This is a genomic window from Paenibacillus sp. JT22N15, assembly GCF_059383755.1.
On the sequence record NZ_JBXENV010000006.1, the window covers coordinates 48263 to 74496 of the forward strand.

A 26234-nucleotide genomic window follows, 5' to 3' on the forward strand; every position below is an offset into this window, starting at 1 on the left:
TTTTATATGATTTCTTATCTACGGATCACGGATACGCAAGCTTACTCGTGCTTGATACCATGTTGCAGCAGTCGGCGTCTATACGCCATTGGCGACATGCCCTCAGATTGCTGAAAAGCCCGGGAGAAATGGTGCTGGTCTTCAAAGCCTATTTGACTTGCAATATCTTTAATCGGGTAGGAGGTCAGCATTAGCAAATCTCTAGCCCGCTGGAGTCGGGCATGGCGAACGTATTTCATGGGAGACAAACCATAAGTCGTTTGAAACAGCGTCCGCAGCTGCTCCTTGCTAAGCGATACATAGGTGGCAAGATCTTCAAGTGATGGCGGCTTATCCAAGCGTTTTTCTACATAATCACAAATCTCGAATACACGGTCATCATAAGAGACGGGGTGTTCAGGAAGCCGGTAACGGATCGTTTGAAACAGCTGCTGTACCCACAACATGCCCTTTGCGCGAATTTTTAAATGCTGAATCGTTTGGTCTGTATTTAATTTGAATAAAGGAAATGGTTTGTCGTAGCCCTTTTCGCTCGATTTAATGTCCTTTTCGTCAAATGGCTGCAGAAAAGCATTATAATCGTCTGCCAGCCTTCTCCATTCTTCAATTAAAGCGTGTATGTCTTCGGAAGGAGCATCAGAGACGACATGGGGAAATCTGTAGGAATGAATAAAATCCATCGCTCCGACCTTGGCTTCACAGGCCAATGACAAATAATGAAACGGCTGATCGGCGCTAACCTCTCCCCAGGCTAGAGCTGTTTTGGGAGCAATGGAGACGATGTCTCCTTTCTTAAGGGGATAACGAATGTGATTAAGCTCAATGACAGCTGTCCCAGACAAGACGATCCAGAAGGTTGTGTAAGGGAAAATATACATATGCTCACGCCTCTTCGATAACTTCCATTCCTTTAACCAGCGGATATTAATGTTCAAGTGATCCAAAGAGCTTTGATTGCTAAACTCAATGAGATTTTTCATGGTGAACGACCTTTCCTGGCGGCAGTCTGTATTTTTGAAACATATTAGCTTGCTTGTGATAAATACGAGCGACAGTCATGATGCTATAATTGTAAGCATTAACGAGCTTTAATACAAGTAAGTTAATAGGAATAATAAGTTTGTGTTTCAAATATAGGAAAGTCTATCATTTCGTTATCCTTTCTCTATATTTCTCGGAATGAAACGCGCCGCGCCGCCAAAAGGACGGAGACAGCCGTTTCACCTTCAGACCAGATAACTGGATGACATTTTGCTTGTATACTCGATATGAAAAAATCCAGGGGGAAATGGTATGAAGAAGATTATGGCTCTATCACTTGCAATTATGCTGACATTGACAGCTCTTTTATCCGCATGCTCGTCGGGCCAGCCCAATAAAGAGGGGGCGACCGCAGCTGGCACTTCAAATGATGAGGTGACATTGAAATTGTGGTATCCGGGAACGGATCAAATTGTAACGGATGCTGTTAACGCAACGATTCAAGGGTTTGAAGCGAAAAACCCGGGAATAAAGGTAGAGGCTACCTTTATTCCATGGGCTGATTATTTTCAAAAGCTGACCGTTGCTTATTCCGGGGGACTGCAGCCAGACGTGCAGGGCTTAGGATTCGGGCAGCTGATATCTACGGTAAGCCAAGGCAAATACTTGAATTTAACGCCATATATTGAAGCGGATAAATGGGAGGGGCAAGCCGACTTCTTCCCTGATATTTTGAAAGCTGGCCAATATGAAGGAGGTCAATACGGGCTGCTGCTGCCAGAAATACGTCCCCTCGCTTGGCGCAAGGACTTCTTTAAGGAGGCAGGCTTAGATCCGGACAGTCCGCCGAAGACGTTTGATGAAATATTTGAATATGCCGAAAAGCTCAAGGTCGTCGAAGGCGGCAAAACGGTTCGCGGCGGTATCGACATCCAGACCAGCAATGGGGAGCAATCTTATTTATCCCTGCTTCTGTTGCTTGGGGAAGATTTTTATGATGCGGAAGGGAATCCGACGTTTGACTCCCCGGTATCCGTTCAGCTTGTGCAGAAGCAGGTTGATTTGTACAATTCGGGAGCCATTATTCCGTCCAATCAGCAGCAAGTCTCGGGAACGCCGTTTCAAAACAGTCAGGCAGCGATGGCATTTACTTCAACGCAAGGCGCGGCGTCGCTGCAAAAGTCGGTAGGCCAAGGCAAACTTGGCTGGGCGCTGCCGCCAGCAGGGCCGGATGGGGAAAGAACCGCGCTCATGTTAGGGACGTTTCTGTCCGCTGCCGGTCAGACGAAGCATCCGCAGGAAGCATGGGCATTTATAAAGTATTGGTTTGAAAAGGACAATGTGCTGGAGTTTACCTCCAAGACGGGATCGATTCCGCCGCTTCAATCGCTTAAAGGTGAATATGTGAAGCTAGGGGAAGGAAATGAGATTGCCTTCGAGGCGCTTAAAGATGCAAGGGGCTACGGCGCCTCAGGCAACTGGTCGATTAACGTAAAGTATTTGCGTATTGCGCTCGAAGAAGCTTTTAACGGGATAAGACCTGCCGAGGAAGCCTTGAAAGAGAATGCCAAAAAGGCTAGAGAGGAGATTGCAAACGCCAAATAAATTTGCAATCGAGGACAGGGACGGATTACAAGCCGTCCCATCGATCTCAGGAGGGTGTTATGCAAAGAGGCTGGAACCGTTTCATACCTTATTTTTTAATATTACCGAATGTCCTGTTGTTTACGGTGTTTATTTTGGTGCCGCTGCTCTGGATATTTTATTTAAGCTTAAACGACTATACGATGCTGAACGCCCCGAAATGGGTAGGTCTGAAAAATTATTCGCTTTTGCTGAAAGACAGCATTTTTCATCAGGCCGTTAAAAATACAGCCTTGTATTGGATGGGCACTGTCGTCCCTAGCATGCTGCTGGGCCTAGTGCTCGCTAATTTGCTTTCAACGCGGCTGAAGGCTTTATCTGCGTTCCGTGCGCTCATCTATTTGCCGGGCGTCATTTCGTCGGTAGCGGTTGCGATGACATGGCTATGGATGCTCGACCCGCTGCAGGGACCTGTTAACAGTCTACTTGGGCTTATCGGAATCGATGGGCGGAACTGGTTGCAAGATCCCGCAACCTCGCTGCCGACCGTCATCGTCATTGGTATTTGGACCGGAATAGGCTACGCCATGATTATTTTTTTGGCAGGCATTCAAAGTATTTCTGAAAGTCTTTATGAGGCGGCGAGCTTGGATGGTGCTTCTGTACTGAAAAAATTCTGGTACATTACGGTACCGCTGCTGAAGCCGATGACATTATTTCTTTTTGTTACGTCAACGATTCGATCATTTCAGGTGTTCGATTTGGTATTTGTATTAACGGGCGGTGGCCCTGCGAATTCAAGCACGACGATCGTTACGCAAATCGTGGGTGCCAGCTTCCAAGAGTATCGGATGGGGTATGCCTCTGCAATGGCCGTATTCCTTCTTGCATTAACGCTGTTTATCACCTTGATTCAGTATGCCATAGGCAGCCGGAATCAGGCAGGCGAGTAGAGGTGAACGATGAGATTATCTAAAGCAGAACAAGGATTGGCTTACACGGCCTTGCTTTTATTTTCGCTCGTAACGATATTGCCATTATTGCTGGCCTTCTTTACTTCCATGAAGGGAGATGAAGAATTTTCACTTCAAGCGATGCGGCTGCTGCCTTTAGAGTGGCATCCCGGCAATTATGTGAGGGCGCTTGAAATGGGGGACTGGCTAACCTATTTAAAAAATTCCGTGTGGGTAACGTCGATTGCGCTGACAGGGAGCCTTTTGTTTAACTCCATTGCCGGATTTGCTTTTGCGCGCATAGCATTTAGAGGCAATTTGCCGATTTTTCTAACGCTGCTGGCTGGAATGATGGTGCCTGCGCAGGTTATTATTATTCCGCAATTTCTAATTATGAAGTCGATTCCTTTATTTGGGGGAAATGATTGGCTAGGAGCGGGCGGTAGCGGATGGCTCGACAGCTATTATGCTTTAATCGTTCCGGAGCTTGCAGGAGCGTTTGGCGTATTTATGGCACGTCAATTTTATTTGCAATTTCCTAAGGCGCTCGATGAGGCTGCTTATATCGACGGTGCCGGGTATCTTCGCTTATTCCTTCGCATTTATGTGCCGCTGAGCGGTCCATTGTTTGCGACGCTTGGCATTTTTAAATTCGTAGGCGTTTGGAATGATTTTTTCCATCCGCTCATTTATACGAATAGTGCTTCTATGCGCACGCTCCAGTTGGGTCTGCAAACCTTTCGCGGCGAGCACCAGGTTCAATACAATTTATTGATGGCAGCATCGCTTCTTATATCTGTGCCCATTATTGCGATGTTTTTCATATTCCAAAAGCAATTTATTCGCAGTATGGTCGCGTCAAGCGTGAAAGGATGATTACTAGTGAAAGCTATTATGATTATGTTCGATACGCTGAATCGTCATATGCTCTCCGCCTATGGAGGGCCTGATTGGATTAAAACGCCTAATTTCAAACGGCTTGCCGAGCGGACCGCTGTGTTCGACAACAGCTATGTGGGAAGTATGCCTTGCATGCCCGCCCGGAGAGAGCTGCATACCGGCAGATACAACTTCTTGCACCGAAGCTGGGGACCATTGGAACCATTCGATGATTCTGCCATCGAGAGGCTTGGAGAAGCTGGCATATACACGCATCTGATTACCGATCATCAGCATTATTGGGAGGATGGCGGGGGGACGTATCATACCCGTTTTAACTCCTTCGAATTGATTCGCGGACAGGAAGGCGATCCTTGGAAGGCCGAAGTGAACAGCGCTGATATTAATCTTGGCAAGGACTTTCCTCCTCAGGTAAAAAGAATGCTGGTGCAGGATCGCACGAACAGGAAGTTCATTAAGGAGCAGGAGCAATTTCCGCAGGCGCAAACGTTTGCGAGCGGGCTTGATTTTATCGAACGGAATCATGGGGAGAGCCATTGGTTTTTGCAAATGGAAACATTCGATCCGCATGAGCCATTTTATAGTCCCGAGCAATTCAAGCAATTGTATGCCCATGAGTACGAAGGCGGTCTGGGCGATTGGCCGATGTACGGACCGGTGACCGAAACCCCAGAGGACGTCCAGCATATGAGGTATGAATATGCCGCATTGTTAACGATGTGCGACCACTACTTGGGGAAAGTGCTTGATATGATGGACAAGCATAACTTATGGGAAAGCACGCTGCTGATCGTCAATACCGATCATGGTTTCCTTCTGGGCGAGCATGACCAATGGGCAAAATGTGTGCAGCCATTTTATAATGAGGTTGCTCACACACCGCTTTTTATTTGGGACCCTCGAACAGGCGTGCAGGGGGAGCGCAGGCAAAGCCTTGTACAATCCATTGATATACCGGCCACGCTTTTAGAATTTTTCCAAGTACAGCTGCCTCCTGACATGCAGGGCGTTCCGCTGCGCCAGACGGTTGAGTCAGATAAGCCAGTCCGCAAAGCGGCATTATTTGGCATTCATGGCGGACATGTGAATGTCACCGATGGACAGTATGTGTATATGAGGGCGTCCATATCTGAGGAGAACCAACCTCTGTATAACTATACGTTAATGCCAACGCATATGCGCAGCCGGTTTCATCCCTCTGAATTGCAAAAGCTGGAGCTTGCCGAGCCCTTTTCTTTCACGAAAAATGTTAAGACGCTTCGCATTCCAGCGGAGATGAGAGGCAACCTCCATGCATTCGGAACGCTATTGTATGATGTAACGGCAGACCCTGAGCAGGCCCATCCGTTAAAGGATCCAGAGGTAGAGTCAAAAATGGTCGAGCTGATGACGAAGCTGATGCGGGATAATGACGCTCCTCCAGAGCAATTTGAACGTATGGGGCTGAACAGCCCGCCGGTTGACCGATGAGAGCGAGTGGCTGCTTCTTTATGGTAAAATAGCTGTATTTCCTGCCTATTTATAAAGGATTGAATGGAGGACAGCTCATGGTACAGAAAAGAGAGGCTGCGGTCGTAGCATTACCGCTCTTTCATGTCGTCGGTTATAAAGTGGAAGCGAGCGTTCAAGAGTTTGAGTCGGGACTTGGGAAGAAGACCTATCTTTCTTTAATCGAAAGAAAAGCAGAAATTCAGCACAGGAAAAATGACCATATTCTTTTAATCCAAATTTATCCGATGGCTGCTGATTTTAATCCCCAGACAGATCGGTTCACAAATATCGTTTGCTGCGAAGTAAGCGAGCTGGGCAATGTGCCCTTGCAAATGGCAAGCCATAAGGTTGCTGAAAGCAAGTATGCCGCCTACACGCATATTGGGCCCGAATCGGAGCTTAGCCTGTCGTATAACTATCTTTATGGCGAGTGGATGGAAGAAACGGGACATGTGCCGCAGCATTATGATTTCGAAGTTTGGGATGAACGATATAAACCTGAAAGCACAGAAAATGAGATTGATATATTTGTCGCGCTGAAGGGACAGCCAAGGTATAAAGAACGAATGTTATAACGATTGAAGAACATAACAAAAAGCGAAAGCCCTCCCGCAGCGGAGGGCTTTTTTGGCAAGGCAGCCATAGTGCTGCTACACCAGCTTGCGGACGGTGAAATTATGCTGCAGGACGTACCAGTTTTGGGGAAAGGGCACGCCGAGCACCCAGTAGCTGACGCCTCTGAGCTTATAGTCTTTCACAATATTGAATTTGGCTTGTACGCTGCGGGCGTCCTCATACCAGACTGTATGCTGTGCGCCTTGTTCATCATAATAAGTATAATGAGGCGACTCGGCTATCGGATCATATTGAATCGTCGCGCCATATTTAGCGGCCCGGGCGACGGCTTGGGGCGGATTCACCGTAGGCGCCCATTTGCCGCCTTTCACGTAGGGCAGCGTCCAGTCATAGCCATAGAGCGGCATGCCCATGACGATTTTGGAGGCAGGGATGACGGATAGCGCATAATTCAGCACCTTGACAACTTCGTTGAGTGGAGCGACAGCGAGCGGAGGTCCGCCAGACCAGCCCCATTCATACGTCATCAAAATAACGAAATCGACAATCCGTCCATGGGCCTCATAATCATGCCCCTCGTATAACGTGCCTTTCTGTTCCGCGCTTTGCTTCGGGGCAAGACAAGTAGATACGAGCAGATGATAGGGATGCAGCGTATCCACCAGCTTTTGCAAAAAGGCATTATAAGCTTCGCGGTCCGCTGCCCGAACATATTCGAAGTCTACATTCAGCGCTATATAGCGCTTCTGCTGCATCACGGACAAGACGCTTGCAATGACCGCATTTTGAATCGCAGCATCCGTCAGCACAGCATGGGCAATATCACTGCTGAAGGTGCCGTTCTCGAAGTTGGTCAGCACCATCATCGGTGCTGCTTTCTCTTGAAAGGCCGCTTCAATAATAGCGCTGTCGTCGAGTGGCACGAGTGTACCGTCCAACTGGACACGATAACTGAAGGGGCTGAGATAAGTAAGGTTGGCGCCAATTTCATGTACGAGCGCTACGCCGTTTGCGCCGAATTTTTCCGTATAGCCGTTCACTTCAATGATAGGCTTCTCTGGCTGCGGAATGACGAGTATTTGTCCTGTCTTAATGAGGGCGGGGTTTTTGAGCTCGTTGGCGCGCATGAGTTGTTCGATTGTAACGCCATATTTCAGGCCAATCGACCATAGGCTTTCTCCCGGAAGCACCTTATGATTGCCAGCCTCTGAAGGTATAATGATTGCCTGGCCTATGACGAGCGGAACATCAGCGGATATGCCATTTGCTGAAGCGATAGCATCTGTGCTGACGCCGAAGCGCTGTCCGAGCTGCCACAGCGTATCGCCTTTTTTAATGGTATGGATAAACATATCGTGTCCAACCTCCCCCAAGCATAAGTTCTTTATCTACTTATATTCGACCGTTCTATGAAAAAAGACTTCGGCTTCGCTTTTTCGACTTGTGTGGTGAGGGTGGGCTACTACCACTATTCACTCGTAAATAAAAAGGCCCCCAAAATAAAAATGGGGGCCAAAAGCGGCATTGTAGCTTTTCTGATTTGTTTTGTTTTAAAAGTATGGTGAAGGGGGCGTAGTGGAATGAAAGGCTTGAACTGGAGAAGCGTCAGCGTTCGCTTTTACCCTTGAATTTCCCCATTTAGAGGGGTGGTTATAGAAATTCAAGGGTAATGGCGATCGGAAGTCAAGCTTTTCATGCAGCGCAGCCATCTTTCACCAATCTTTTACGACGATAACCGAATCGAAAAGCGGTTATCGATTGGGGCCACCAGATTAACAATCACGCTTTGACACCCAGCCGGGTGGCTATCGTCGCGAACGGAAGGCATCCAGTGCTCGAAGGCGCCGGACGTCAGCTCAATCGCTGAGCCATCGGCGGTTTCATAGCGGCAGGAGCCCTGCTTCAAAAAGTAGTTGCTGCTGCCCGCAATGGCTTCGAGACCTTCGCCGCTAAGCTTGCCATCTTTGGCAAAAATAAACGTCAGCTGCGTCATCACATCTTCCTGCACCTTATCGGAATACAGATGAATGTCCCAGCCATCTGCTGTTTGCGTTAGCTCGGATTCAATAAAATGCTCCTGCAAATGGGTCGTTTCCCGTTCTCCATGGGGAAGCAGGTACCAAGGAGCGGCCGCTGTAACGCCGTCTGCTTTCAGCGGCGGAAGCAAGCCCTTTGGAATGGGCCCGTTGTAGCCTTTATACATGCGTTTGCCGAGCTTGTAATGCCCGTCCTCCGCTTGAAACTGGTCGAAGCTGACAACGCCTGGTGTAAAGGCGGTCGATACTTTAACGGCGAGCAGGTTCGCCGAGCCATGACGGAGCGAGAAGAAAGATGGCGCATTCGTCATGACCGTTGCGCTTGTCTCTCCATTGCGGACACGGACTAGCGGCGCGCCGAAGGCGGTATGCGCAGAGCTGTGTGTAATGTGGAGCTGATGCCCTAGCTTTTTCATCTGCTGCAAATCTTCATGAATCGGGTGCTGCCCGTTGATCACTTTTACATACTGGTCTGGAAGTGAAGCCCGCTCAATATGGCTGATGTCCATTTGCTCAGGATAGAGCAGGTAGCTAATGAGCGGATGGTCTGTCACCGAGAAAAACTGCTTATAGAAAGGACCTGCATAATCGGATAATGCGGCAAATAGCGGATCGCGGTCATAAGCAGCCATCAAGCGGTAGGTGAGAAAATAGCCGGACATATCCGAAGGCTGTCCATAATCCTGCCTGCCGGAATAGTCGGTTACGACCTCGCCGGATGGGTGGACCAAATATTGCATCATCCGCAAATTGCTGCGTACGCTCTCCAGCAGCTCAGGGCGATCAAGCGATAGCGCTGTATGATACAGGGCAATATCGCTTACGGCATTGTAGATGCCATTGCTTCGCTCGGTCCATTCGCCATCGGCCGTAATATCAATGCCTTCCGCAAGCCAAGCATCCGCACGAGCGACGAGCGCCGGATCAGGGAACGACCTGTTCAGCAGGCCAAGGGCAGCTGTCAGAATCCAGCGGTGGTTTGGCGTATGACAGCCGCCTTCAAGCATAGCTGGCGTTGCCCGCTTCAGGAACAGCGCAAGCAGGGAAGCGGCTTTTTCAAAAGCAGGATGCTCCACACTTTGCTGCACCAATAGCTCATAAAGCTGTGCAAAGCCAATAACGACAAAACCGGTGTCCGGCGGCGAATGGTAGTTGGTTGATCCTAGCGTAATCGTTCCGTCGCTATGCTGGCGGTTCAGCATATATTGCAGGGCAAGCTCAAGACTGGCAAGCAGCTGGTTGTCGCGGTAGAACGCCGATTCCGGACTGCACAAGGCAGCTGTCCACTTTGCGATAACAGCGCCTGTTCCGACATGGCTTGGATGGGGCAGGCCTGTAAAAGAGTCGATGATGCCTCCGACATTGCGGCTCGCCGAGTCTTTAATTTGAAGGTCAAGAGATAGTGTGACAAGCTGATCATTCAATTGCACCAAGCGCTGATAGATGGAGTCCATGATGTTGCTCCTTTTTAGGTTTGTGGTTGTTTTGAATGCTTGCGGTATTGAGCGGGAGTGCAGCCGTATTTTTTGCGAAAGACACGGTGCAGATAGCTTGCGCTGGTGAAGCCATGCTGCTGGGCCAGCACCTCGACCGTCTCGCTGCTTTCAAGCAGCTGCGTGCACACATGGGTCAATCTGACCTGTTCTACGTAGCTGCTGAACGTTTGGTTGGAATGCGTTTTGAAAATGCGCTGCAGCTGGCGCGCGCTAATCTGGACGCGCTCTGCCACAAGCTCCAGCGTGAAGGGCTCCTGGTAATTGTCTTTAATAAACTGCTCCGCCAGCCTCCACAAGGCCAAGCGCTCCGCTCGCATAACGCAGCGTGACGGCTGCGTTGTCCTCGACTTCTTTGCCGGTCACATAACCAAAGCTTGCGCTCACGCTGCTTGGCATGCCCAGAAACAGCCGCACCAAGTACATCGGATGGCAGCCGAGATCAGTTAGTGCGCCGCCGCCGCTTTGAGCCTGCTTGAAGAAAGCCTCCGGCAAATAGCCGAGCGGTTCAAGCTCGGTGGGCAAAGCGCCGCTATGGGACAGGCGAGCGCGCACAAGCGTTAACTCGCCAAGCAAGCCATCGCGAGCCAACTGCTGTGCGGCTTGCGTGAACGACGTATTCAGCCGGGGCAGCGATACGGTCAGCGCAACGTCAGCTTGCCGCACACTCTCCAAAATGTCGTCGCACTCCGCAAGCGTCAAGACGATGACCTTTTCGGTGAAAATATGCTTGCCCGCCGCCGCTGCTGCTTTTATGATTTCCGGATGGTCGACCGTTGGCGCAGTCACAATAACAGCGTCGATGGAGGCATCCGCCAGCAGCTCGTCAAGCTGCTCATAGAAACGGATTCCCCGGGCTTCAGCTTCCGCCCGGCCGCGCTCCGGCTGCTCGTCCCAGATAGCGGCGAGCTCGGTGCCTGGATGCTGCTGTGCCTGCAAGGCGTAGTCCTTCGCATGCACATGCCAGAAGCTTAATACAGCTGTTCGAATCGGTTTTTGCATAAAGAGAGAAGCCTCGCTTTCAGTCGAAGTATACCGCTTTACCTGACGCAGCAGATTCATAAATGGCCTCTAGTATCTCCGAAACAACGCAAGCCTGCTCTGGAGTGACGACCGGCTCCGTATCATTCAGCAGCGCATCAAACCACAGCCTCATCTCCACATCCTGCATCGATTCCTTCTTGCCTTCGTAGAAATCGACGCCCTTCGGATCGAGCTTGATTTGATTCTCGTACAGTTTACCATATTTCTCGCCGTTTAGGCGCAGTCCATCTGTCATATCTGCGCCGCCTTCTGTACCGCTTAGCGTCGTGCGGGGTTCCTTCGTATCCAGCGTATTCAGCGCCCAGCTGGCTTCGAGCATAATGGTCGCACCGTTCGGGGCTCTGGCGGTGAGCATTTCAACCAACTGGCGCATCTGCCGAGCGGCCAGCGGCTGACATCGCTCAGCATCCGCAGCGGCTCGCGTCTGGATGGCATCCAGCTGGGGTTTGGAAGCGGCGTGGTGCTGAGTGCTGGCGGAACGTCAGCTGCACAGAGCAGCATTCAGCTCGCTTCTGATGAGTATGTGAAAAGTGTAGTGCTGAACCAAGGCAGCCGCAACGGCGGCATGCACATCTTCTATGCCAAGTTTACGACTAACAAAGGGCAAGTGCTGTCTGGCGGCACAACGACGTCCGATGCGGTAACCTTTACGGCGCCGGAGGGCTGGTATATTGCAGGTTTTTATGGCAAGGCGGATAGTGAGATGGATCGGCTGGGTGTCATTTATAAGAAGCTGTAGATGTATTTCTTGAATATGCTTAATGCTTCCTAACAAAACAGGGCATTCTCTCACTAGTCAAAGACTAATGCGAGAATGCCCTGCATTTTTAGCGGAAATTAGTTTAGAACGTGTATGGAAAGGTAGCTTCATGCTATTTATTTCTCGTTTTAGGGGCTCATGCCCCGTGCAAAGATGGATTTGGCGGACACAGCAGCAGCTATTTTAATCAGATCACGGGTTATGGCACGGGCTGCGGACTCAGAAGCCGCTAATACGCTGCCAAAAGCCATTTTGACGGGATAATGAGGGCAATAACGGATTTCCTGTCCGCGTGCGGCCAGAAATCAGAGCAAAAGCCAGAATAGCGGAATCTCAGTCCTTCAAAAAGAAGGGAGCGTCCCGAGTTGCGCAGCCTCAGCAGTATTCGCATGCGGCGGGTATCCAACATTGAATAGTCAGATGAGACTGGCCCCTACTAAGCGCAAAGCAAAGCAAGCAACAGTCCGACTCAGGTCTGCATACATACCCTAATATACAGAAATATTAACGAGGCTTCCTTTAATAAATAGCGTCTGCAACGATTCATTATTGAGGGTTCCAAGCGTTAAAAGTTGAGATGGAGTCGAAGCAGATTGAAGAGGAGCGATTTCACCCGATTTCGTCAAAAACCATGAACCTTGATTTTCTGTAATATAATATTTAACATTTTCAAACGTAAAGGATACTTCATGCCCCGTATTCAAATCCTCTACTAATTGGTTATAAGAATAATCGGAGTCGGTTTCAACTATATACCAAGGGCCTCTCTGCGGTTTGCTGTTATAATGCCAGTCGTGCCTGTGTGGAACATTTGGGTTAATTTGCGTGTTGCCATGGTTGGTATAGTCAATATCCAGCTCAGCCCTGCCATCGGAGCCGTAATACCTTCTTTGTTCTAGTTGGCCTTGTTTAATATTATCCTTCGAACTATATGGTATTCCGGTAACTGGCAAGCTCCGCGCATTTTCTACAATAGAATGATAAGGTGCTGGACTGCCATTACGCTTCGCATTGTCATAAGAGAGAAAAGTATAATTGCTGGCATTTGCTTTTGTTAAGGCAGCGAAGTTGCCCGTTACACTCGGAAAGCCAATAACGATTTGTCCAGTTATTACGCCGCCCGCACGTCCAATAGTTGGTGTTTTATATTGTTTAACTGTATAATCGGCATTCAGTACACCTTGTGGAGCAGGCATAACGATGGAATTCGGGAATACGGTGCTTGAAGGGAATACGACTTCTACGTAACGACTTTTGGTGCGTCCATCTACAAAGATAGGTTTCGTCGTATAGGTGCCCTTCTCAATTTTAAATCGGGTAACAAATTCATTATAGGCATCGCGGGCATTGGCGAAAGGTTTATTATTTAAATCTAATAACCCACTGTAGCTAGGATTTACTCCTGATCTGAATTCAATGGTTGCTTTTCCAGATATATCAATATAAATCGCACGTATTTGAACGTTAGCCATGTATCCTATATTTCCCTCGCCAACAGCATTACTTTGAGCGATAACAGAGCTCGGACGTATAATCGCCCCTGGCCCCATAATATCCGCTATGACTTTGTTGTCATAATAAGTAGCTCCGCCTCCAAAATGGTCATACCATTTGTCCTGCAAGTAAGCGAGTGTCTGAGGCGTCCAGGATACGACATAAGAATTAGGTGTATTCCAGCCATCTCGCATACCATATGTACTTTCTGTGATGGAAGTTTTAATAGAAGCAGGGGCATCATCCCACATCGATTTTGCAAAAATCTGAATATCCTCTTGCAGCTCAGGCTTAACTCCGATTGCCCCATCTACTGAAGCGACATAAACCGCACCGCTCCAATAGGCTAATGCTGCGGCTTCAATGCCACCTTCTGCAACGGGAAGCGAGCTTGCCTCTGTCTTTTTCACAGGAATTGCGATAGTAGCTACTAGTGAAACTAGCAATAAAGCTGCTAAGATTTTTCTTGAAACATTGAACATCCAAATAAACCTCCATTTTTTTGTGATTCCTAAGTATTAGGTCTATTTTACTGATTTAAAGTAAAATTATTATTAATATACTACAAAAGTTGGGTTTTTGCGATATTTGGAATGATATATTTGGAATTTTTCGTTTTAGATGATCTTTTTTACTTTATATAGGGGAAAGGAGAAAGGGATGTTGTTTTCTGTTTAAAAGAAGCCATCGGTTAAATGCGTGCAGCTACATGGGCTGCACGCATTTAACCGATGGCTTTTCCATGCCTGATTAAGCTTGCTGATTGGAGAGAAAGAAATCCCGTCAGCTATAGCTCAAACTGTCCATCATACTCCATTGATCTAGCCGTATTTCTAGCCGCCTGTGGGCCTAAAATACGATCCACCATATGCAGCGACATCTCGATGCCTGCGGAAATGCCAGCCGAGGTGATGACATTACCTTCATCTACATACTTGGAACGGGTGATAGGCATTCTCCTGCCCCCAGTTCAGCGCAGTTACTGCAAAAACCTCGAAAGGACCGGCAAAATCAAGCAGCTCTACATCATTAAATAAAAGAATGCCTACTTTGTAATTTTCCATAGCTGTGTTTCCTCCGCTTCTTCCTATATTATTGCAGCAGCTCATCTGGAACATCAATTACTCTAATTTCATTTCCATTTGGCTGTGCGACAGTCGAGTAGACGATTTGATTTTGCGTAGGCGACCATGCCATATCAGAAGCGTTGCCTGGCAATGGCAGCATGACGGGATCGGCGCTGCTGTCTATTTTATAAATATATAGATTAGGAAGCTGCTCAGGGTATTGTGCGGCAAGTGCAATATGGCGTCCATCCGGTGACCAGCAATAGCTATAAATAACCTCAAAAGGCTTGGGAAGCTGCACTTGCTTCGTTACACGTTTGTTTATGTCATATATATTTATTTGATCTAAGGCAATTCCGTTGATACTATGCGCCTCTGTTTTTTCTAAGAAAAGCAGCTTATTGCCATCCGGCGAAAGCACAAACTCTCTGCCTTTAGTTAAGGCTGGATCGAGCGTATCTGGCGCGGTAGAGCTCTCGGATAGATCAAGTTTGCGAACGCCTTGTTTTGAAGTTCCAAGATAGGCAATTTGATGATGAATGTAGAGGACATTAAACCAAGCGATATTTTTGTGCAAAATCATTTTTTTACGAGAATCAAGAGTGACTGCTCCAAGCTCTCCTTGGAGGCTATTTGAATCTGTTACTGAAAAATAGGCGATTTGCTCGGCGTTCATCCAAGCGGCATGAGAGACAGAGGCTTCAGAAACGAGTTTTTTGCTTTTTCCCGTTTTCATGTGTTTGACCCATAAATTCCGATCTTGAATATAGGAGATTTGCTCTCCATCAGGCGACCATTTTACATATGAGTAATGGGTTCCATTATGGTCAGGGCGGGCAACGACTCCATCTCCATCAGTAAATGCTACTCCTTTAGAGGAACATCCCGCTGTCAGCAAAATGAGGAACAACAACATTATAAAATAGGGCTTATTCATTTCGGTGCCTTATCTATTAAATATTGAGGAACCCACTCTTCAACTTCCCAAAAAGGTTTAGTTGCTGCATCAGCAAATGTAGCTGGATAGTGTTTAGGGTATTCAAATGCCTTTGATGCCATTAAGTAATTAATGGTTCCTAAGTTTGAAGGTACATCGACGATCTCATTCACTTCCTTTTCCATGAGGCTCACTCTGAAAATAACGTTTTCTATGAATTGTTGTTCTGCTGCTGTTTCCTTCTTAAGATAGCCTTCTGAGATCGCGAGCTTGTGTCCGGAGAATATAGAACCATTGTGTGCTTTCCATAAAAGATCCTGATTCGGAGTAGCCATGAAATTCCTCCATTTTATTTCATTTTCAGACCAAATCTCCTCCGCCTTAGTATTTGTTGCTACAATAAATGAGCTTTGAGCCCAATAAATATCGGCTATCATTTGAGCATTAACGTACTGCCAATATTGTGATTTTTGAAATCTTTGAGATTGTTCCTCCCACTCCATAAAACCTATAATATCAATGCCGTAATTGATTTTAATATCTCTTGTACTTGGGTTTGGATAGTGTTTTCCTTGATATTTTTTGAAAAAATTAGCTACATATTCAATTCTTGCTGAAGGATCATCTAAAATATTTTGTAAATCCGTGGGGATCATTATGCAATGTTTAGGATCGCTGCAGGGGGCTGCATGTGAATAGACTTTGCCTTTTACTGTAGCTCTGCACCAATTACCGCTAGTATCTTTTAAAGCTTCTGTCTTATTTGTGGATGCAGTTGTAGCCATGCCAAGTAACCTTGGCATACTACGATAATAATCGTACTTTACCAAGGGTTCTTTTTCCATCTTGCTCGACAATATTTTTACTGCTGTTTGTTTTTTCATCTTTGGGTCAAACTCGACCTTATCTAACTGATCTCTTTTTTGTCCAAGTACTAGCTCGAACTTGATCGTGCTTTTTCGTTCATCGGTTTGTTCAGTATAGCTTTGAACAAATGCATGTGGAAAAATTACTTCTCTAATGGTTAGCTCATTTCTTATAATGAGGATTGTACATTTACGGTAATAATCCTCATCTATCCCGGCCTTTGATAATGCCCAGGTATAAAGCATATCAGAGTTATTACTATTGCCTAATAAAGGTGGGAACAAGCGTATTGCGGCTTCACCTCGAATATAGAGGGTATGAGAAGAGTCTGAGGATTTTGCCCACGAATCTGTTGGAATTTTATGCTTAAAGCTGAACTGGGAAATTTGACCGTTTGTTAAAGCGATAGGAATACGTTTTGATGCACATTCAATTTTTAATGAAATACTCATCCTACAACTCCCCTTAATATATATGATTCCAAAAATGAATAAAATTTACATTCATACTAAATGTATTCTGTAAAATCTCTAGAAATCCTTTCGACAAATTTTTTGAATTTTTAAGGTAATTCAGTAATCTTAATTATTGTATAGAAAGGATTATTTGGTGAACGGGCATAATGAAGTCCGGCGTTTTAATTTGATAGACATAAAGTAGTTGGGAAGGGGAGTAATGCTTAGTTCGGTACATTGGTCAATATGAACTTAAGGCAGGGCCCTGCGAATATTCCTCCCATAAATCCACTTCTCTTATAGCTGTCTGTGCGTAATCCCGAGTAAATTCCTGTCATATTATGATATTTTACCTGCCAAAAACGAACTTTAATAAAAGCTACTCTTTTCAACGTTCGTATTTTGTTGACAGCCCCGTGGGGATTAGATAAACTGGAAGAGGTCAGAAGCGGAGCAATCCGTTCATTATAGTGTTGGTCTCGTATAATCTCGGGGATTGGCCCGAAAGTTTCTACCCGAAAACCACAATTTTCGGACTACGAGCAAGCTTGAAGCGGCTAACTTCAGGCATAAAGAGCGCCATGCGGTTCCCGGAAGACGGGAGGCTGCGCTGTGCGCTTGGCTCGGGTCCCGCAGCATACGTATGATTAATACTCTTACGGTAGCTGTCGGGATTTTTCTGTTGGAATCGGGCAGTTTAGAGGATAAGGAAAGCTTCGGGTTACGGTTTTATATGGTTTACCTATTATATAGATGAAAGAAGGTTTGAACGCATGTCTGCGAAGGTAGGCGTCATCATGGGCAGCAAGTCGGATTGGGATACAATGAAACTGGCTTGCGATGTGCTGGAAGAGCTTCAAATTCCTTATGAGAAAAAGGTTGTATCGGCGCACAGAACGCCCGATTTAATGTTTGAATATGCGGAAACGGCAGCGGAGCGCGGACTTAAGGTCATTATCGCGGGGGCTGGCGGAGCTGCACATCTTCCCGGCATGGTCGCCGCCAAAACGGTGCTGCCGGTTATTGGCGTTCCTGTCAAATCGTCGAATCTCAGCGGCCTAGACTCGCTGCTGTCCATCGTGCAAATGCCTGGCGGCATTCCGGTTGCAACTGTCGCGATCGGCAATGCAGGCGGCACGAATGCCGGACTGCTGGCTGCTCAGATGCTCGGGGCATTCGATCCGGACATTCAGGCACGCGTGATCGCAAGACGCGAGCGCGTTAAGCAGGAAGTGCTGGAAAGCAGTGAGACGCTATGATGGCTGAGGCGGACAAGCAGCGGCAGGATAACATCCGCACGCTGCTGCCAGGCAGCACAATCGGCGTACTCGGCGGCGGGCAATTGGGCCGGATGATGGCGCTCGCAGGCAGCGCAATGGGCTACAAATTCGTCGCGCTTGATCCTGCGGTGGATTCGCCTTGCGGACAAGTCGCAGACCAAGTAGTCGGCGCTTATGACAATCATGAGGCAGCGCGCGAGCTGGCGCAGCGTTCGGATGTCATTACGTATGAATTTGAAAATGTGAATGCGGAAGTTGCCGCGATGCTGATGAAGGAGTCTTACGTGCCGCAAGGCAGCAAGCTGCTTTATACGACGCAGCATCGGCTGCGGGAGAAGCGGGCGATTGAGGCGGCGGGCGTAAAGGTTGCGCCTTACAGCGAAATTCGCAGCAGCGCGGAGCTTCATATAGAAGCTGAACGATTAGGCTTGCCATGTGTATTAAAAACAGCGACGGGCGGCTACGACGGCAAGGGGCAATGGGTCATCCGCGCTGCGGAGGAGATCGACGAGGCGTACGAAACGCTGAGCCGCGCTGGAACCGAGCTGGTACTGGAGAAATTCATCTCCTTTGAAAAAGAGCTATCGGTCATTGCAGCGCGCAGCCCACAGGGCGAGGTGAAAGCATTCCCCGCGTCGGAAAACATCCATATCGACAACATTCTTCATCTGTCGATTGTACCGGCCCGGATCGATGAGGGCATTCAGCGCAGAGCGGAGCAACTGGCGATGCAAATCGCCGAAGGGCTGGGCGCTGTTGGATTAATCGCCGTTGAGCTGTTTTTGACGGCTGACGGTGAGCTGTATGTGAATGAGCTGGCGCCAAGGCCGCATAACAGCGGACATTACACGATGGAAGCGGCGCATACGTCGCAGTTTGAGCAGCATGTACGGGCGGTATGCAATTTGCCGCTTGGGCGTACGGAGCTGCTGACGCCAGTCGTAATGGTGAATGTGCTCGGCCAGCATGTAGAGCCGATCATTCAGCGTTTTGGCGCTCGGGATGAAGCGGCAGAGCGCCTCGGTGTAACGCCGAAGCTGCATCTGTACGGCAAGAAGGACGCCGTTCACAAAAGAAAAATGGGCCACATTAACGTGCTTGCTCCAGATGTGGAAGCAGCGCTGCAATGGATAGATGAAACAACAATTTGGAAGGTGGAGTAGCTACATGTTAGAGCGTTACAGCAGACCGGAAATGAGAGCGATTTGGACCGAGGAGAATAAGTTCCAAGCATGGCTGGAGGTTGAGCTTTGCGCATGCGAGGCTTGGTCGGAGCTGGGCATTATTCCGAAGGAGGACGTGGAAGAGCTTCGTAAAAACGCGAGCTTCAACATCGACCGCATTTATGAAATCGAGCAGGATACGCGCCATGACGTTATCGCCTTTACGCGCGCTGTATCCGAAACGGTTGGCCCTGAGCGCAAATGGGTGCACTACGGCCTGACATCGACGGATGTTGTAGATACGGCTACGGGCTACCTACTGCTGCAAGCCAATGCGATTTTGCAAAAGGATATTGAGCGTTTCATCTCGATATTGCGCGAGAAGGCGATTCAGTACAAAGATACGCCGATGATGGGACGTACGCATGGCGTTCATGCTGAGCCAACTACCTTCGGCCTCAAAATGGCATTGTGGCACGAAGAGATGAAGCGCAACCTGGAGCGTTTCCTGCATGCAGCTGATGGCGTGCAATACGGCAAAATTTCCGGTGCTGTCGGCACTTACGCGAACATCGATCCTTTCGTAGAAGAGTTCGTCTGCAACAAGCTGGGCACGAAAGCTGCGCCAATTTCGACGCAAACGCTGCAGCGTGACCGCCATGCGGAGTACATGGGCACACTGGCGCTCGTTGCTTCGTCGCTGGACAAGTTCGCTACGGAAATCCGCGCTTTGCAGAAGAGCGAATTCCGCGAGGTGGAAGAGCCTTTCGCCAAAGGTCAAAAAGGTTCATCGGCTATGCCGCACAAACGCAACCCAATCGGCTGCGAGAACATTTCCGGCTTGTCGAGAGTTATTCGCGGACATATGCTGACGGCTTACGAGAACATTCCGCTGTGGCATGAGCGCGATATTAGCCATTCGTCCGCAGAGCGCGTTATTTTGCCGGATGCTACGATGCTGCTGAACTACATGCTGAATCGTCTGGGCAACATCATCAACAATCTGCAAGTATTCCCTGAAAATATGAAGCGCAACATGCAGCGTACGTTCGGCGTGCCGTTCTCCGGCCGCGTCATGACGAAGCTGATCGACAAAGGCTTCAGCCGCGAGCAGGCTTATGACACCGTTCAACCGCGCGCGATGCAGGCTTGGGAAGAGCAGCGCCAATTCCGCGACATTATTGAATCGACGAAGGAAATTACCGAGCTTCTGTCGACGGAAGAGATCGACGATTGCTTTAACCCAACATGGCATTTGAAGCATGTGGATACGATTTTCACCCGTCTTGGATTGAACTAAGGAGGCTTACTGGCGTATGACTGCAATCTCTCAAAGCTTGTCCACTGCTGAGCCGTATGTGAAAGCGCCCCTGCTGTACAAGGGGAAGGTTAGAGAGCTTTACGATCTGGGCGAGCATTTTCTGATCGTTGTAACGGATCGCATTTCGGCATTTGATTATGTGCTTGACCCGGCAGTGCCGGAGAAAGGCAATGTGCTTAACCGCCTGTCGGCTTTCTGGTTTGAGCAGACCGCTTCGATCCAGACGAACCACGTCGTGCATACCGATGTGGACAAGCTGGGCGAGCTTATTACGGAGCCTGAGCTGCTTCGCAACCGGATTATGGTAACTCGCAAAGCGGAGCGCATCGATATTGAATGTGTCGTGCGCGGCTATATCACAGGCGGCGGCTGGAGACAATATCAGCAAACGTCTGCGATTAATGGCATCGAGCTTCCGGCAGGCATGCGCAAAAATGAGCGTTTTCCGCAGCCGATCTTTACGCCAGCGGCGAAAAACGACGTCGGCCACGACGAGGATATCCCGTTTGAGCGGATGCAGGAGCTGGTTGGCGCCGAGCTTTCCGAAGAGCTGCGCGACCGCAGCATCAAGCTTTACGAGTTCGCTCACGCTTATTGCGCCGAGCGCGGCATCATTCTTGCCGATTGCAAATTCGAATTCGGCCTGATTGACGGCAAAGTGATTCTCATTGACGAGATTTTCACGCCAGATTCCTCGCGCTTCTGGGCAGAGGGCAATTACGCCTATGACATCGAGATCGACAGCATGGACAAGGAGCCGGTGCGCACCTATTTGCTGGGCTCGGATTGGGACAAGAACAGCAAGCCGGATCCGCTGCCGGAAGCGGTTGTCGAAGAGACGACGAAGCGGTATCAGGATATTTACCGCCGCTTGACAGGTGCGGAAAGCTACTAGCTTTTCCGCGCAGGCAGCAGCGTTGAAGCCAGCAAGAGCAAGCTAAAGAAATAGATCAACAGCGATACAAGCAAAACGATAAAAGCAAAGCGATTTTGCTGGAGGGAGCCTGTGGGGTGCTCGCCTAAAGCAGAAGAAAAGCGAAGCAGCGTTAGCGCTACATTATTATTTTCATTATCAGGAGGCCAACAATGAAAGCAACCGTCTACGTAACAATCAAGGAAAATGTACTTGATCCGCAAGGAACAGCTGTACAAGGAGCATTGCATTCGATGGGTTTTGCCGAAGTGGAAAAAGTGCGGATCGGCAAATATTTGGAGCTAGAGCTGGGCGCAATCGACCGCAGCGAAGCGGAGAAGCGCATCAAGGAAATGTGCGAGAAGCTGCTTGCGAACACGGTCGTTGAAGATTACCGTTTTGAGCTGGAGGGATAGGCGATGAAGTTTGCGGTTCTGGTTTTTCCAGGTTCCAACTGTGATATTGATTGTTACAAGGCGGTAGAGGAAGCGATTGGCCAAAAGGTAGAGTATGTATGGCATACATCGACGGATCTTTCCGGTTTTGACGCGATTTTGGTGCCAGGAGGCTTCTCCTACGGCGATTACCTGCGCTGCGGCGCGATTTCGCGTTTTGCTCCTGTCATGAATGAAGTGAAGAAAGCAGCAGAGGAAGGCAAATTTATCCTCGGCATTTGCAACGGGTTCCAAATCCTTACGGAAGCAGGCTTGCTGCCAGGCGCTTTGATTCGCAACAGCGGCCTCAAATTCCGCTGCCATCAGACGCCGCTGGAAGTTGTGAACAATGGCAACCCGTTCACGAACCAGTATGCGGAAGGCGATATTATCAACATTCCGATCGCCCACGGCGAAGGCAACTACTATTGCGACGACGCGACGCTGGCACAGCTGGAAGCGAACAAGCAAATTATTTTCCGCTATGCGGGCGACACCAATCCGAACGGATCGGTATCGAATATCGCGGGCGTGAGCAACGAGCGCGGCAACGTAGTCGGCATGATGCCGCATCCAGAGCGTGCAATCAACCAATTGTTCGGCTCAGAGGACGGCAAAAAAATGTTTACATCGATTTTGAATGCATGGAGGGAACAGCATGGCGCAGCAGTTAACAGCTAAGGAACCGACAGCGGAACAAATCGCGGATCAGCGGATTTATACGCAGTTCGGCGTAACGGATTATGAATATGAGCTGATTTGCGGATTTCTTGGCCGCCAGCCAAACTATACGGAGATCGGCGTATTCAGCGTCATGTGGTCGGAGCATTGCTCTTACAAAAACTCCAAGCCGATTTTGAAAAAATTCCCGATAACCGGACCTAAAGTTCTAATGGGACCAGGCGAAGGCGCGGGTATCGTTGATATCGGCGACAATCAAGCGGTCGTATTCAAAATCGAATCGCATAACCATCCATCCGCGGTTGAGCCTTACCAAGGCGCAGCTACAGGTGTAGGCGGCATTATCCGCGACATTTTCTCCATGGGCGCACGTCCTGTTGCTTTGATGAACAGCTTGCGTTTTGGCCGTCTTGAAAATGAGCGCGTTAAATATTTGTTCGAAAATGTTGTCAGCGGTATCGCTGGCTACGGCAACTGTATCGGCATCCCGACTGTCGGCGGTGAGGTTATGTTCGACGAGAGCTATGAGGGCAATCCGCTCGTTAACGCGATGTGCGTGGGCCTCATCGATCATGATAAAATCCAACGCGGCGTCGCTAAAGGGGTAGGCAACCCGGTGTTTTATGTCGGTCCGGCAACTGGCCGCGACGGCATTCACGGCGCAACCTTCGCTTCGGTCGAGCTGTCCGAGGAATCCGAGGAGAAGCGTACGGCGGTTCAAGTCGGCGATCCATTCATGGAGAAGCTGGTTATGGAAGCGACGCTTGAGCTGATCGATTCCGGCATCGTGCTTGGTATTCAAGATATGGGCGCAGCTGGCCTAACTTGCTCCAGCGCCGAGATGGCTTCGAAAGCCGGCAACGGCCTTGAGCTGTACCTCGATGAAGTGCCGCAGCGCGAAACAGGGATGACGCCATACGAAATGATGCTGTCTGAATCGCAAGAGCGCATGCTCTTCGTTGTAGAGCCGCAGCATGAAGCGCAGGCGAAAGAGATTTTCGAGCGTTGGGGCATCATTTGCGCCAAAGTCGGCAAAGTAACGGATGACGGACGTCTCCGCTTGTTCCACCAAGGCGAGCAAGTGGCAGATATGCCGGTAACAGCGCTCGTTGACGAGTGCCCGGTTTATGACAAGCCTTCGCAGGAGCCTGCTTATTACAGCGCAAATGCGGCAATCGACACAACAGCTTATCCGGAAGTAACGGATTTGACGGCTGCGCTTGAGAAAGTTCTCGCTTCGCCAACGGTGGCAAGCAAAGAGTGGGTTTACAATCAATACGACTATATGGTGCGTACGTCGACAGCGGTTCAACCGGGTTCGGACGCAGCAGTCGTGACAATCAACGGTACACGCAAAGCACTTGCGATGACAACAGATTGCAACAGCCGTTATGTATACCTTGATCCAGAAGTGGGCGGACGCATTGCCGTAGCGGAAGCTGCGCGCAACATCGTATGCTCCGGCGCAGAGCCGCTGGCAATTACGGACAATCTGAACTTCGGCAGCCCAGAGAAGCCGGATGTATTCTGGCAGATCGAGAAATCGGCAGACGGCATGTCCGAAGCTTGCCGCGTATTGGAAACGCCAGTTATCGGCGGCAACGTCAGCTTGTACAATGAAAATGCAAAAGGCGCGATTTACCCAACGCCGGTTATCGGCATGGTAGGTCTCGTTCATGATATCGATCATATTACGACTCAAGGCTTCAAAAACGAAGGCGACGTCATCATTCTCGTCGGCGAAACGAAAGCTGAAATGGGCGGAAGCGAGCTTCAATACGTGCTGCAAGGCGTGAACGAAGGACGTCCTCCGGTGATTGATCTAGCTGTTGAGAAAAAGATGCTCGGCGCTGTGCTGAGCGCGATTCAAAGCGGCTTGGTCGCTTCGGCGCATGACTTGTCCGAAGGCGGTATTGCGGCTGCGTTGGCAGAATCCTGCATAAGCGGCAAGCTTGGTGCAGAAGTTAATATAAATACAGAGCTGCGCGCTGATCATGCATTGTTCAGCGAATCGCAATCGCGTATTTTGCTGTCGGCGAAGCCGGAGCAAGCAGCAGCGCTGCAAGCATTGCTGTCTGAGCAAGGCGTTGCCCACGCGGCAATCGGTTCGGTAAAAGGAGCTGCTCTTTCGATCAGCATCAATGGCAAATCCGGCATTCAGGCGCCGGTACAACAACTGGAGAAGGTCTGGAAGGATGCGATTCCATGTCTGATGAAATAAAGCAGCCTAAGCTTTGGTCAGGCGATTATTATAATCAAGGCGGCGGTCGGGAGGATTTCTTCGACAAGCTGCGCGAGGAATGCGGCGTCTTTGGTGTCTTTAACCATGCAGACGCAGCATCGCTTTCCTACTATGGTCTTCATGCATTGCAGCATCGCGGCGAGGAGTCGGCCGGCATTTGCACCGTCGATACGACGGACCGCAATCGGTTCAGCTACCACCGCGGCATGGGACTCGTTAAGGAAGTATTCGACAAGGAGCGCCTAGCGGGGCTCCCTGGCGATCGCTCGATCGGCCACGTGCGCTATTCGACGGCGGGAGAGAGCAAGCTGGCGAATGCGCAGCCGCTGATCTTCCGCTATCGCGATGGCGATCTTGCGGTAGCGACGAACGGCAATATCGTAAATGCGCCGGAAATTCGCAAGGAGCTGGAGAACCTTGGTTCTATTTTCCAGACGACGAGCGATACCGAGGTTATTGCGCATTTGATCGCCCGCTCGCCGAAGGATTTTGTGACGGCAGCGAAAGAAGCGCTCCAACGTATTGTTGGAGGCTTCGCTTTCCTGATTATGACGAACGACAAGCTATTGGTCGCTTCTGATCCGAACGGACTTCGTCCGCTCGTGGTAGGCCGCATTGGCGACGGTTATGTGTTTTCCTCCGAGTCGTGCGCGTTTGAATCGATTGGTGCCCAATATTTGCGTGACGTTCAGCCGGGCGAACTGCTTATTTTTGATCAGGATGGCATGAAAGAGGATCGTTATGCGGAAGTGACGCGCCGGGCGACCTGCGCGATGGAATATATTTATTTTGCCCGTCCCGACAGCGACATTCATGAAATCAATATTCATTCCGCGCGCAAGCGGATGGGCAAGCAGCTCGCGATGGAATCGTTCGTCGATGCTGATATCGTAACGGGTGTGCCGGATTCCAGTATTTCCGCAGCAATCGGTTATGCGGAGCAGACGGGCATTCCTTATGAGCTTGGACTTATCAAAAATAAATACACCGGACGTACGTTCATCCAGCCTTCGCAGGAATTGCGCGAGCAGGGCGTGAAGATGAAGCTGTCCGCCGTGCGTAAAGTCGTAGAAGGCAAACGCGTCGTTATGATTGACGACTCGATCGTTCGCGGCACGACGTCGCGCCGGATCGTCAATATGCTGCGTGAAGCAGGAGCGACGGAAGTGCATGTGCGAATTACATCGCCGCCTTTCAAGAACCCTTGCTACTACGGCATTGATACGCCAAGCCGCGATGAGCTTATTGCTTCTTCCCGCACCGTGCAGGAAATTTGCGAGTTGATAAATGCGGATTCGCTGTCCTTCCTTAGCGACAGCGGCTTTATCGATTCGGTTGGCGGCAATGACGGTGCTTATAACCGCGGCATGTGCCTCGGCTGCTTTGATAATGATTACCCGACGCCTGTGGATGAGGAATCGGACAAAAGCTGCAGCTGCTAGACATAAGGCAGTCTAGCTGCAGCATGAAGCTTTGCTTGTGTAATTAGGATTAATAGTGCTGCATGCGTGCACGCCTGGTTCAGGCGTGCCAGCTTGGCGGCTACGATAAAGGGGTTGAAC

At 49.3% G+C, this 26234-nt stretch carries 23 protein-coding genes, 3 pseudogenes and 1 riboswitch; of the genes and pseudogenes, 15 read left to right on the forward strand and 11 right to left on the reverse strand.

Going from position 1 to position 26234, the window contains the following annotated elements; translation table 11 throughout:
- Positions 1–41: 41 nt before the first annotated feature.
- On the reverse strand, positions 42–878 hold the full coding sequence (locus AC50X8_RS13030; protein ID WP_494880017.1) for a helix-turn-helix domain-containing protein: 837 nt from the start codon (positions 876–878) through the stop codon (positions 42–44).
- Positions 879–1293: 415 nt separating this feature from the next.
- Here AC50X8_RS13030 and AC50X8_RS13035 point away from each other — a divergent pair, with 415 nt between their 5' ends.
- From AC50X8_RS13035 to AC50X8_RS13055, 5 genes are all read left to right on the forward strand, one after another.
- A complete protein-coding gene (locus tag AC50X8_RS13035) occupies positions 1294–2586 on the forward strand; it encodes an ABC transporter substrate-binding protein (protein ID WP_494880018.1) in 1293 nt (430 codons plus the stop codon).
- 59 nt (positions 2587–2645) lie between these two features.
- Positions 2646–3518 carry a carbohydrate ABC transporter permease gene (locus AC50X8_RS13040; RefSeq protein ID WP_494880019.1) on the forward strand — a complete coding sequence of 291 codons (873 nt, stop codon included), beginning with the start codon at positions 2646–2648 and terminating at the stop codon, positions 3516–3518.
- A gap of 9 nt (positions 3519–3527) precedes the next feature.
- Complete coding sequence (locus AC50X8_RS13045) at positions 3528–4394, forward strand: carbohydrate ABC transporter permease (RefSeq protein WP_056030671.1); 867 nt, start codon at positions 3528–3530, stop codon at positions 4392–4394.
- A 6-nt stretch (positions 4395–4400) separates the two neighbouring features.
- On the forward strand, positions 4401–5888 hold the full coding sequence (locus tag AC50X8_RS13050; RefSeq protein ID WP_494858941.1) for a sulfatase: 1488 nt from the start codon (positions 4401–4403) through the stop codon (positions 5886–5888).
- A gap of 77 nt (positions 5889–5965) precedes the next feature.
- Entirely contained in the window at positions 5966–6484 is a 519-nt protein-coding gene (locus AC50X8_RS13055) for a GyrI-like domain-containing protein (RefSeq protein ID WP_494880020.1), read from the forward strand.
- A gap of 75 nt (positions 6485–6559) precedes the next feature.
- On the opposite strand, the gene AC50X8_RS13060 is transcribed toward AC50X8_RS13055, so the two are convergent.
- The 5 genes and pseudogenes from AC50X8_RS13060 to AC50X8_RS13080 form a co-directional block, all read right to left on the reverse strand.
- Positions 6560–7837 carry a glycoside hydrolase family 18 protein gene (locus AC50X8_RS13060; RefSeq protein ID WP_494880021.1) on the reverse strand — a complete coding sequence of 426 codons (1278 nt, stop codon included), beginning with the start codon at positions 7835–7837 and terminating at the stop codon, positions 6560–6562.
- 371 nt (positions 7838–8208) lie between these two features.
- A complete protein-coding gene (locus AC50X8_RS13065) occupies positions 8209–9975 on the reverse strand; it encodes a hypothetical protein (protein ID WP_494880022.1) in 1767 nt (588 codons plus the stop codon).
- A gap of 14 nt (positions 9976–9989) precedes the next feature.
- Positions 9990–10334, reverse strand: coding sequence for a helix-turn-helix domain-containing protein (locus tag AC50X8_RS13070; RefSeq protein WP_494880023.1), 345 nt, complete (start codon positions 10332–10334; stop codon positions 9990–9992).
- Positions 10300–11016, reverse strand: a pseudogene (locus AC50X8_RS13075) (Gfo/Idh/MocA family protein); the annotation flags it as partial. The pseudogene AC50X8_RS13075 and the gene AC50X8_RS13070, both read right to left, overlap by 35 nt.
- Before the next feature lie 19 nt (positions 11017–11035).
- A pseudogene (locus AC50X8_RS13080) lies at positions 11036–11392 on the reverse strand (gfo/Idh/MocA family oxidoreductase); the annotation flags it as partial.
- Between the two features lie 57 nt (positions 11393–11449).
- On the opposite strand from AC50X8_RS13080, the gene AC50X8_RS13085 reads away from it, so the two are divergent.
- Together AC50X8_RS13085 and AC50X8_RS13090 are read left to right on the forward strand one after the other, a co-directional pair.
- Positions 11450–11797: a jacalin-like lectin gene (locus AC50X8_RS13085; RefSeq protein ID WP_494880212.1), complete on the forward strand. Its 348-nt coding sequence runs from the start codon at positions 11450–11452 to the stop codon at positions 11795–11797.
- Between the two features lie 159 nt (positions 11798–11956).
- Positions 11957–12082, forward strand: coding sequence for a hypothetical protein (locus AC50X8_RS13090; protein WP_494858952.1), 126 nt, complete (start codon positions 11957–11959; stop codon positions 12080–12082).
- Between the two features lie 224 nt (positions 12083–12306).
- Here the strand turns inward: AC50X8_RS13090 and AC50X8_RS13095 are convergent, their stop codons facing one another.
- The 5 genes and pseudogenes from AC50X8_RS13095 to AC50X8_RS13115 form a co-directional block, all read right to left on the reverse strand.
- Positions 12307–13794 (reverse strand): hypothetical protein, encoded by a 1488-nt coding sequence (locus AC50X8_RS13095; protein ID WP_494880024.1) that lies wholly within the window; start codon positions 13792–13794, stop codon positions 12307–12309.
- A 305-nt stretch (positions 13795–14099) separates the two neighbouring features.
- A pseudogene (locus AC50X8_RS13100) lies at positions 14100–14249 on the reverse strand (DJ-1/PfpI family protein); the annotation flags it as partial.
- A complete protein-coding gene (locus tag AC50X8_RS13105; protein WP_494880025.1) occupies positions 14236–14376 on the reverse strand; it encodes a hypothetical protein in 141 nt (46 codons plus the stop codon). The gene AC50X8_RS13105 and the pseudogene AC50X8_RS13100, both read right to left, overlap by 14 nt.
- Before the next feature lie 28 nt (positions 14377–14404).
- Positions 14405–15277: a DPP IV N-terminal domain-containing protein gene (locus tag AC50X8_RS13110; protein WP_494858959.1), complete on the reverse strand. Its 873-nt coding sequence runs from the start codon at positions 15275–15277 to the stop codon at positions 14405–14407.
- A 35-nt stretch (positions 15278–15312) separates the two neighbouring features.
- The gene (locus AC50X8_RS13115; protein WP_494858964.1) at positions 15313–16635 is read right to left on the reverse strand and encodes a hypothetical protein; all 1323 of its coding nucleotides are present in this window, start codon (positions 16633–16635) and stop codon (positions 15313–15315) included.
- A 462-nt stretch (positions 16636–17097) separates the two neighbouring features.
- Positions 17098–17197: riboswitch (purine riboswitch) on the forward strand.
- A gap of 214 nt (positions 17198–17411) precedes the next feature.
- Between AC50X8_RS13115 and purE the strand changes: the two genes are divergently transcribed.
- From purE to purF, 8 genes are all read left to right on the forward strand, one after another.
- Positions 17412–17897 (forward strand): 5-(carboxyamino)imidazole ribonucleotide mutase, encoded by a 486-nt coding sequence (gene purE, locus AC50X8_RS13120; RefSeq protein ID WP_046231578.1) that lies wholly within the window; start codon positions 17412–17414, stop codon positions 17895–17897.
- Positions 17897–19081, forward strand: a complete 1185-nt coding sequence (purK, locus tag AC50X8_RS13125; protein ID WP_494880026.1) for a 5-(carboxyamino)imidazole ribonucleotide synthase — start codon at positions 17897–17899, stop codon at positions 19079–19081. Before purE ends, purK begins: the two co-directional genes overlap by 1 nt.
- A 4-nt stretch (positions 19082–19085) precedes the next feature.
- Positions 19086–20381: an adenylosuccinate lyase gene (purB, locus tag AC50X8_RS13130; protein WP_056030629.1), complete on the forward strand. Its 1296-nt coding sequence runs from the start codon at positions 19086–19088 to the stop codon at positions 20379–20381.
- A 16-nt stretch (positions 20382–20397) separates the two neighbouring features.
- The gene (locus AC50X8_RS13135; protein WP_056030626.1) at positions 20398–21297 is read left to right on the forward strand and encodes a phosphoribosylaminoimidazolesuccinocarboxamide synthase; all 900 of its coding nucleotides are present in this window, start codon (positions 20398–20400) and stop codon (positions 21295–21297) included.
- A 191-nt stretch (positions 21298–21488) separates the two neighbouring features.
- A complete protein-coding gene (gene purS, locus AC50X8_RS13140; protein ID WP_056030616.1) occupies positions 21489–21731 on the forward strand; it encodes a phosphoribosylformylglycinamidine synthase subunit PurS in 243 nt (80 codons plus the stop codon).
- A gap of 3 nt (positions 21732–21734) precedes the next feature.
- The gene (purQ, locus tag AC50X8_RS13145; RefSeq protein WP_056030613.1) at positions 21735–22430 is read left to right on the forward strand and encodes a phosphoribosylformylglycinamidine synthase subunit PurQ; all 696 of its coding nucleotides are present in this window, start codon (positions 21735–21737) and stop codon (positions 22428–22430) included.
- Complete coding sequence (purL, locus tag AC50X8_RS13150) at positions 22408–24651, forward strand: phosphoribosylformylglycinamidine synthase subunit PurL (protein WP_494880027.1); 2244 nt, start codon at positions 22408–22410, stop codon at positions 24649–24651. The genes purQ and purL overlap by 23 nt, the downstream gene beginning before the upstream one ends.
- Entirely contained in the window at positions 24636–26114 is a 1479-nt protein-coding gene (gene purF, locus AC50X8_RS13155; RefSeq protein ID WP_056030607.1) for an amidophosphoribosyltransferase, read from the forward strand. The genes purL and purF overlap by 16 nt, the downstream gene beginning before the upstream one ends.
- Positions 26115–26234 lie beyond the last annotated feature (120 nt).

Coding starts and splice junctions, on each gene's coding strand:
- AC50X8_RS13040 (WP_494880019.1), top strand. CDS start 2,646: ATGCAAAGAGGCTGGAACCGTTTCATACCTTATTTTTTAATATTACCG.
- AC50X8_RS13045 (WP_056030671.1), top strand. CDS start 3,528: ATGAGATTATCTAAAGCAGAACAAGGATTGGCTTACACGGCCTTGCTT.
- AC50X8_RS13035 (WP_494880018.1), top strand. CDS start 1,294: ATGAAGAAGATTATGGCTCTATCACTTGCAATTATGCTGACATTGACA.
- purS (WP_056030616.1), top strand. CDS start 21,489: ATGAAAGCAACCGTCTACGTAACAATCAAGGAAAATGTACTTGATCCG.
- AC50X8_RS13065 (WP_494880022.1), bottom strand. CDS start 9,975: ATGGACTCCATCTATCAGCGCTTGGTGCAATTGAATGATCAGCTTGTC.
- AC50X8_RS13030 (WP_494880017.1), bottom strand. CDS start 878: ATGTATATTTTCCCTTACACAACCTTCTGGATCGTCTTGTCTGGGACA.
- AC50X8_RS13070 (WP_494880023.1), bottom strand. CDS start 10,334: ATGCGAGCGGAGCGCTTGGCCTTGTGGAGGCTGGCGGAGCAGTTTATT.
- AC50X8_RS13055 (WP_494880020.1), top strand. CDS start 5,966: ATGGTACAGAAAAGAGAGGCTGCGGTCGTAGCATTACCGCTCTTTCAT.
- purL (WP_494880027.1), top strand. CDS start 22,408: ATGGCGCAGCAGTTAACAGCTAAGGAACCGACAGCGGAACAAATCGCG.
- purK (WP_494880026.1), top strand. CDS start 17,897: ATGGCTGAGGCGGACAAGCAGCGGCAGGATAACATCCGCACGCTGCTG.
- AC50X8_RS13115 (WP_494858964.1), bottom strand. CDS start 16,635: ATGAGTATTTCATTAAAAATTGAATGTGCATCAAAACGTATTCCTATC.
- AC50X8_RS13105 (WP_494880025.1), bottom strand. CDS start 14,376: ATGGAAAATTACAAAGTAGGCATTCTTTTATTTAATGATGTAGAGCTG.
- AC50X8_RS13095 (WP_494880024.1), bottom strand. CDS start 13,794: ATGTTCAATGTTTCAAGAAAAATCTTAGCAGCTTTATTGCTAGTTTCA.
- purQ (WP_056030613.1), top strand. CDS start 21,735: ATGAAGTTTGCGGTTCTGGTTTTTCCAGGTTCCAACTGTGATATTGAT.
- AC50X8_RS13135 (WP_056030626.1), top strand. CDS start 20,398: ATGACTGCAATCTCTCAAAGCTTGTCCACTGCTGAGCCGTATGTGAAA.
- AC50X8_RS13090 (WP_494858952.1), top strand. CDS start 11,957: ATGCCCCGTGCAAAGATGGATTTGGCGGACACAGCAGCAGCTATTTTA.
- purF (WP_056030607.1), top strand. CDS start 24,636: ATGTCTGATGAAATAAAGCAGCCTAAGCTTTGGTCAGGCGATTATTAT.
- purE (WP_046231578.1), top strand. CDS start 17,412: ATGTCTGCGAAGGTAGGCGTCATCATGGGCAGCAAGTCGGATTGGGAT.
- AC50X8_RS13060 (WP_494880021.1), bottom strand. CDS start 7,837: ATGTTTATCCATACCATTAAAAAAGGCGATACGCTGTGGCAGCTCGGA.
- purB (WP_056030629.1), top strand. CDS start 19,086: ATGTTAGAGCGTTACAGCAGACCGGAAATGAGAGCGATTTGGACCGAG.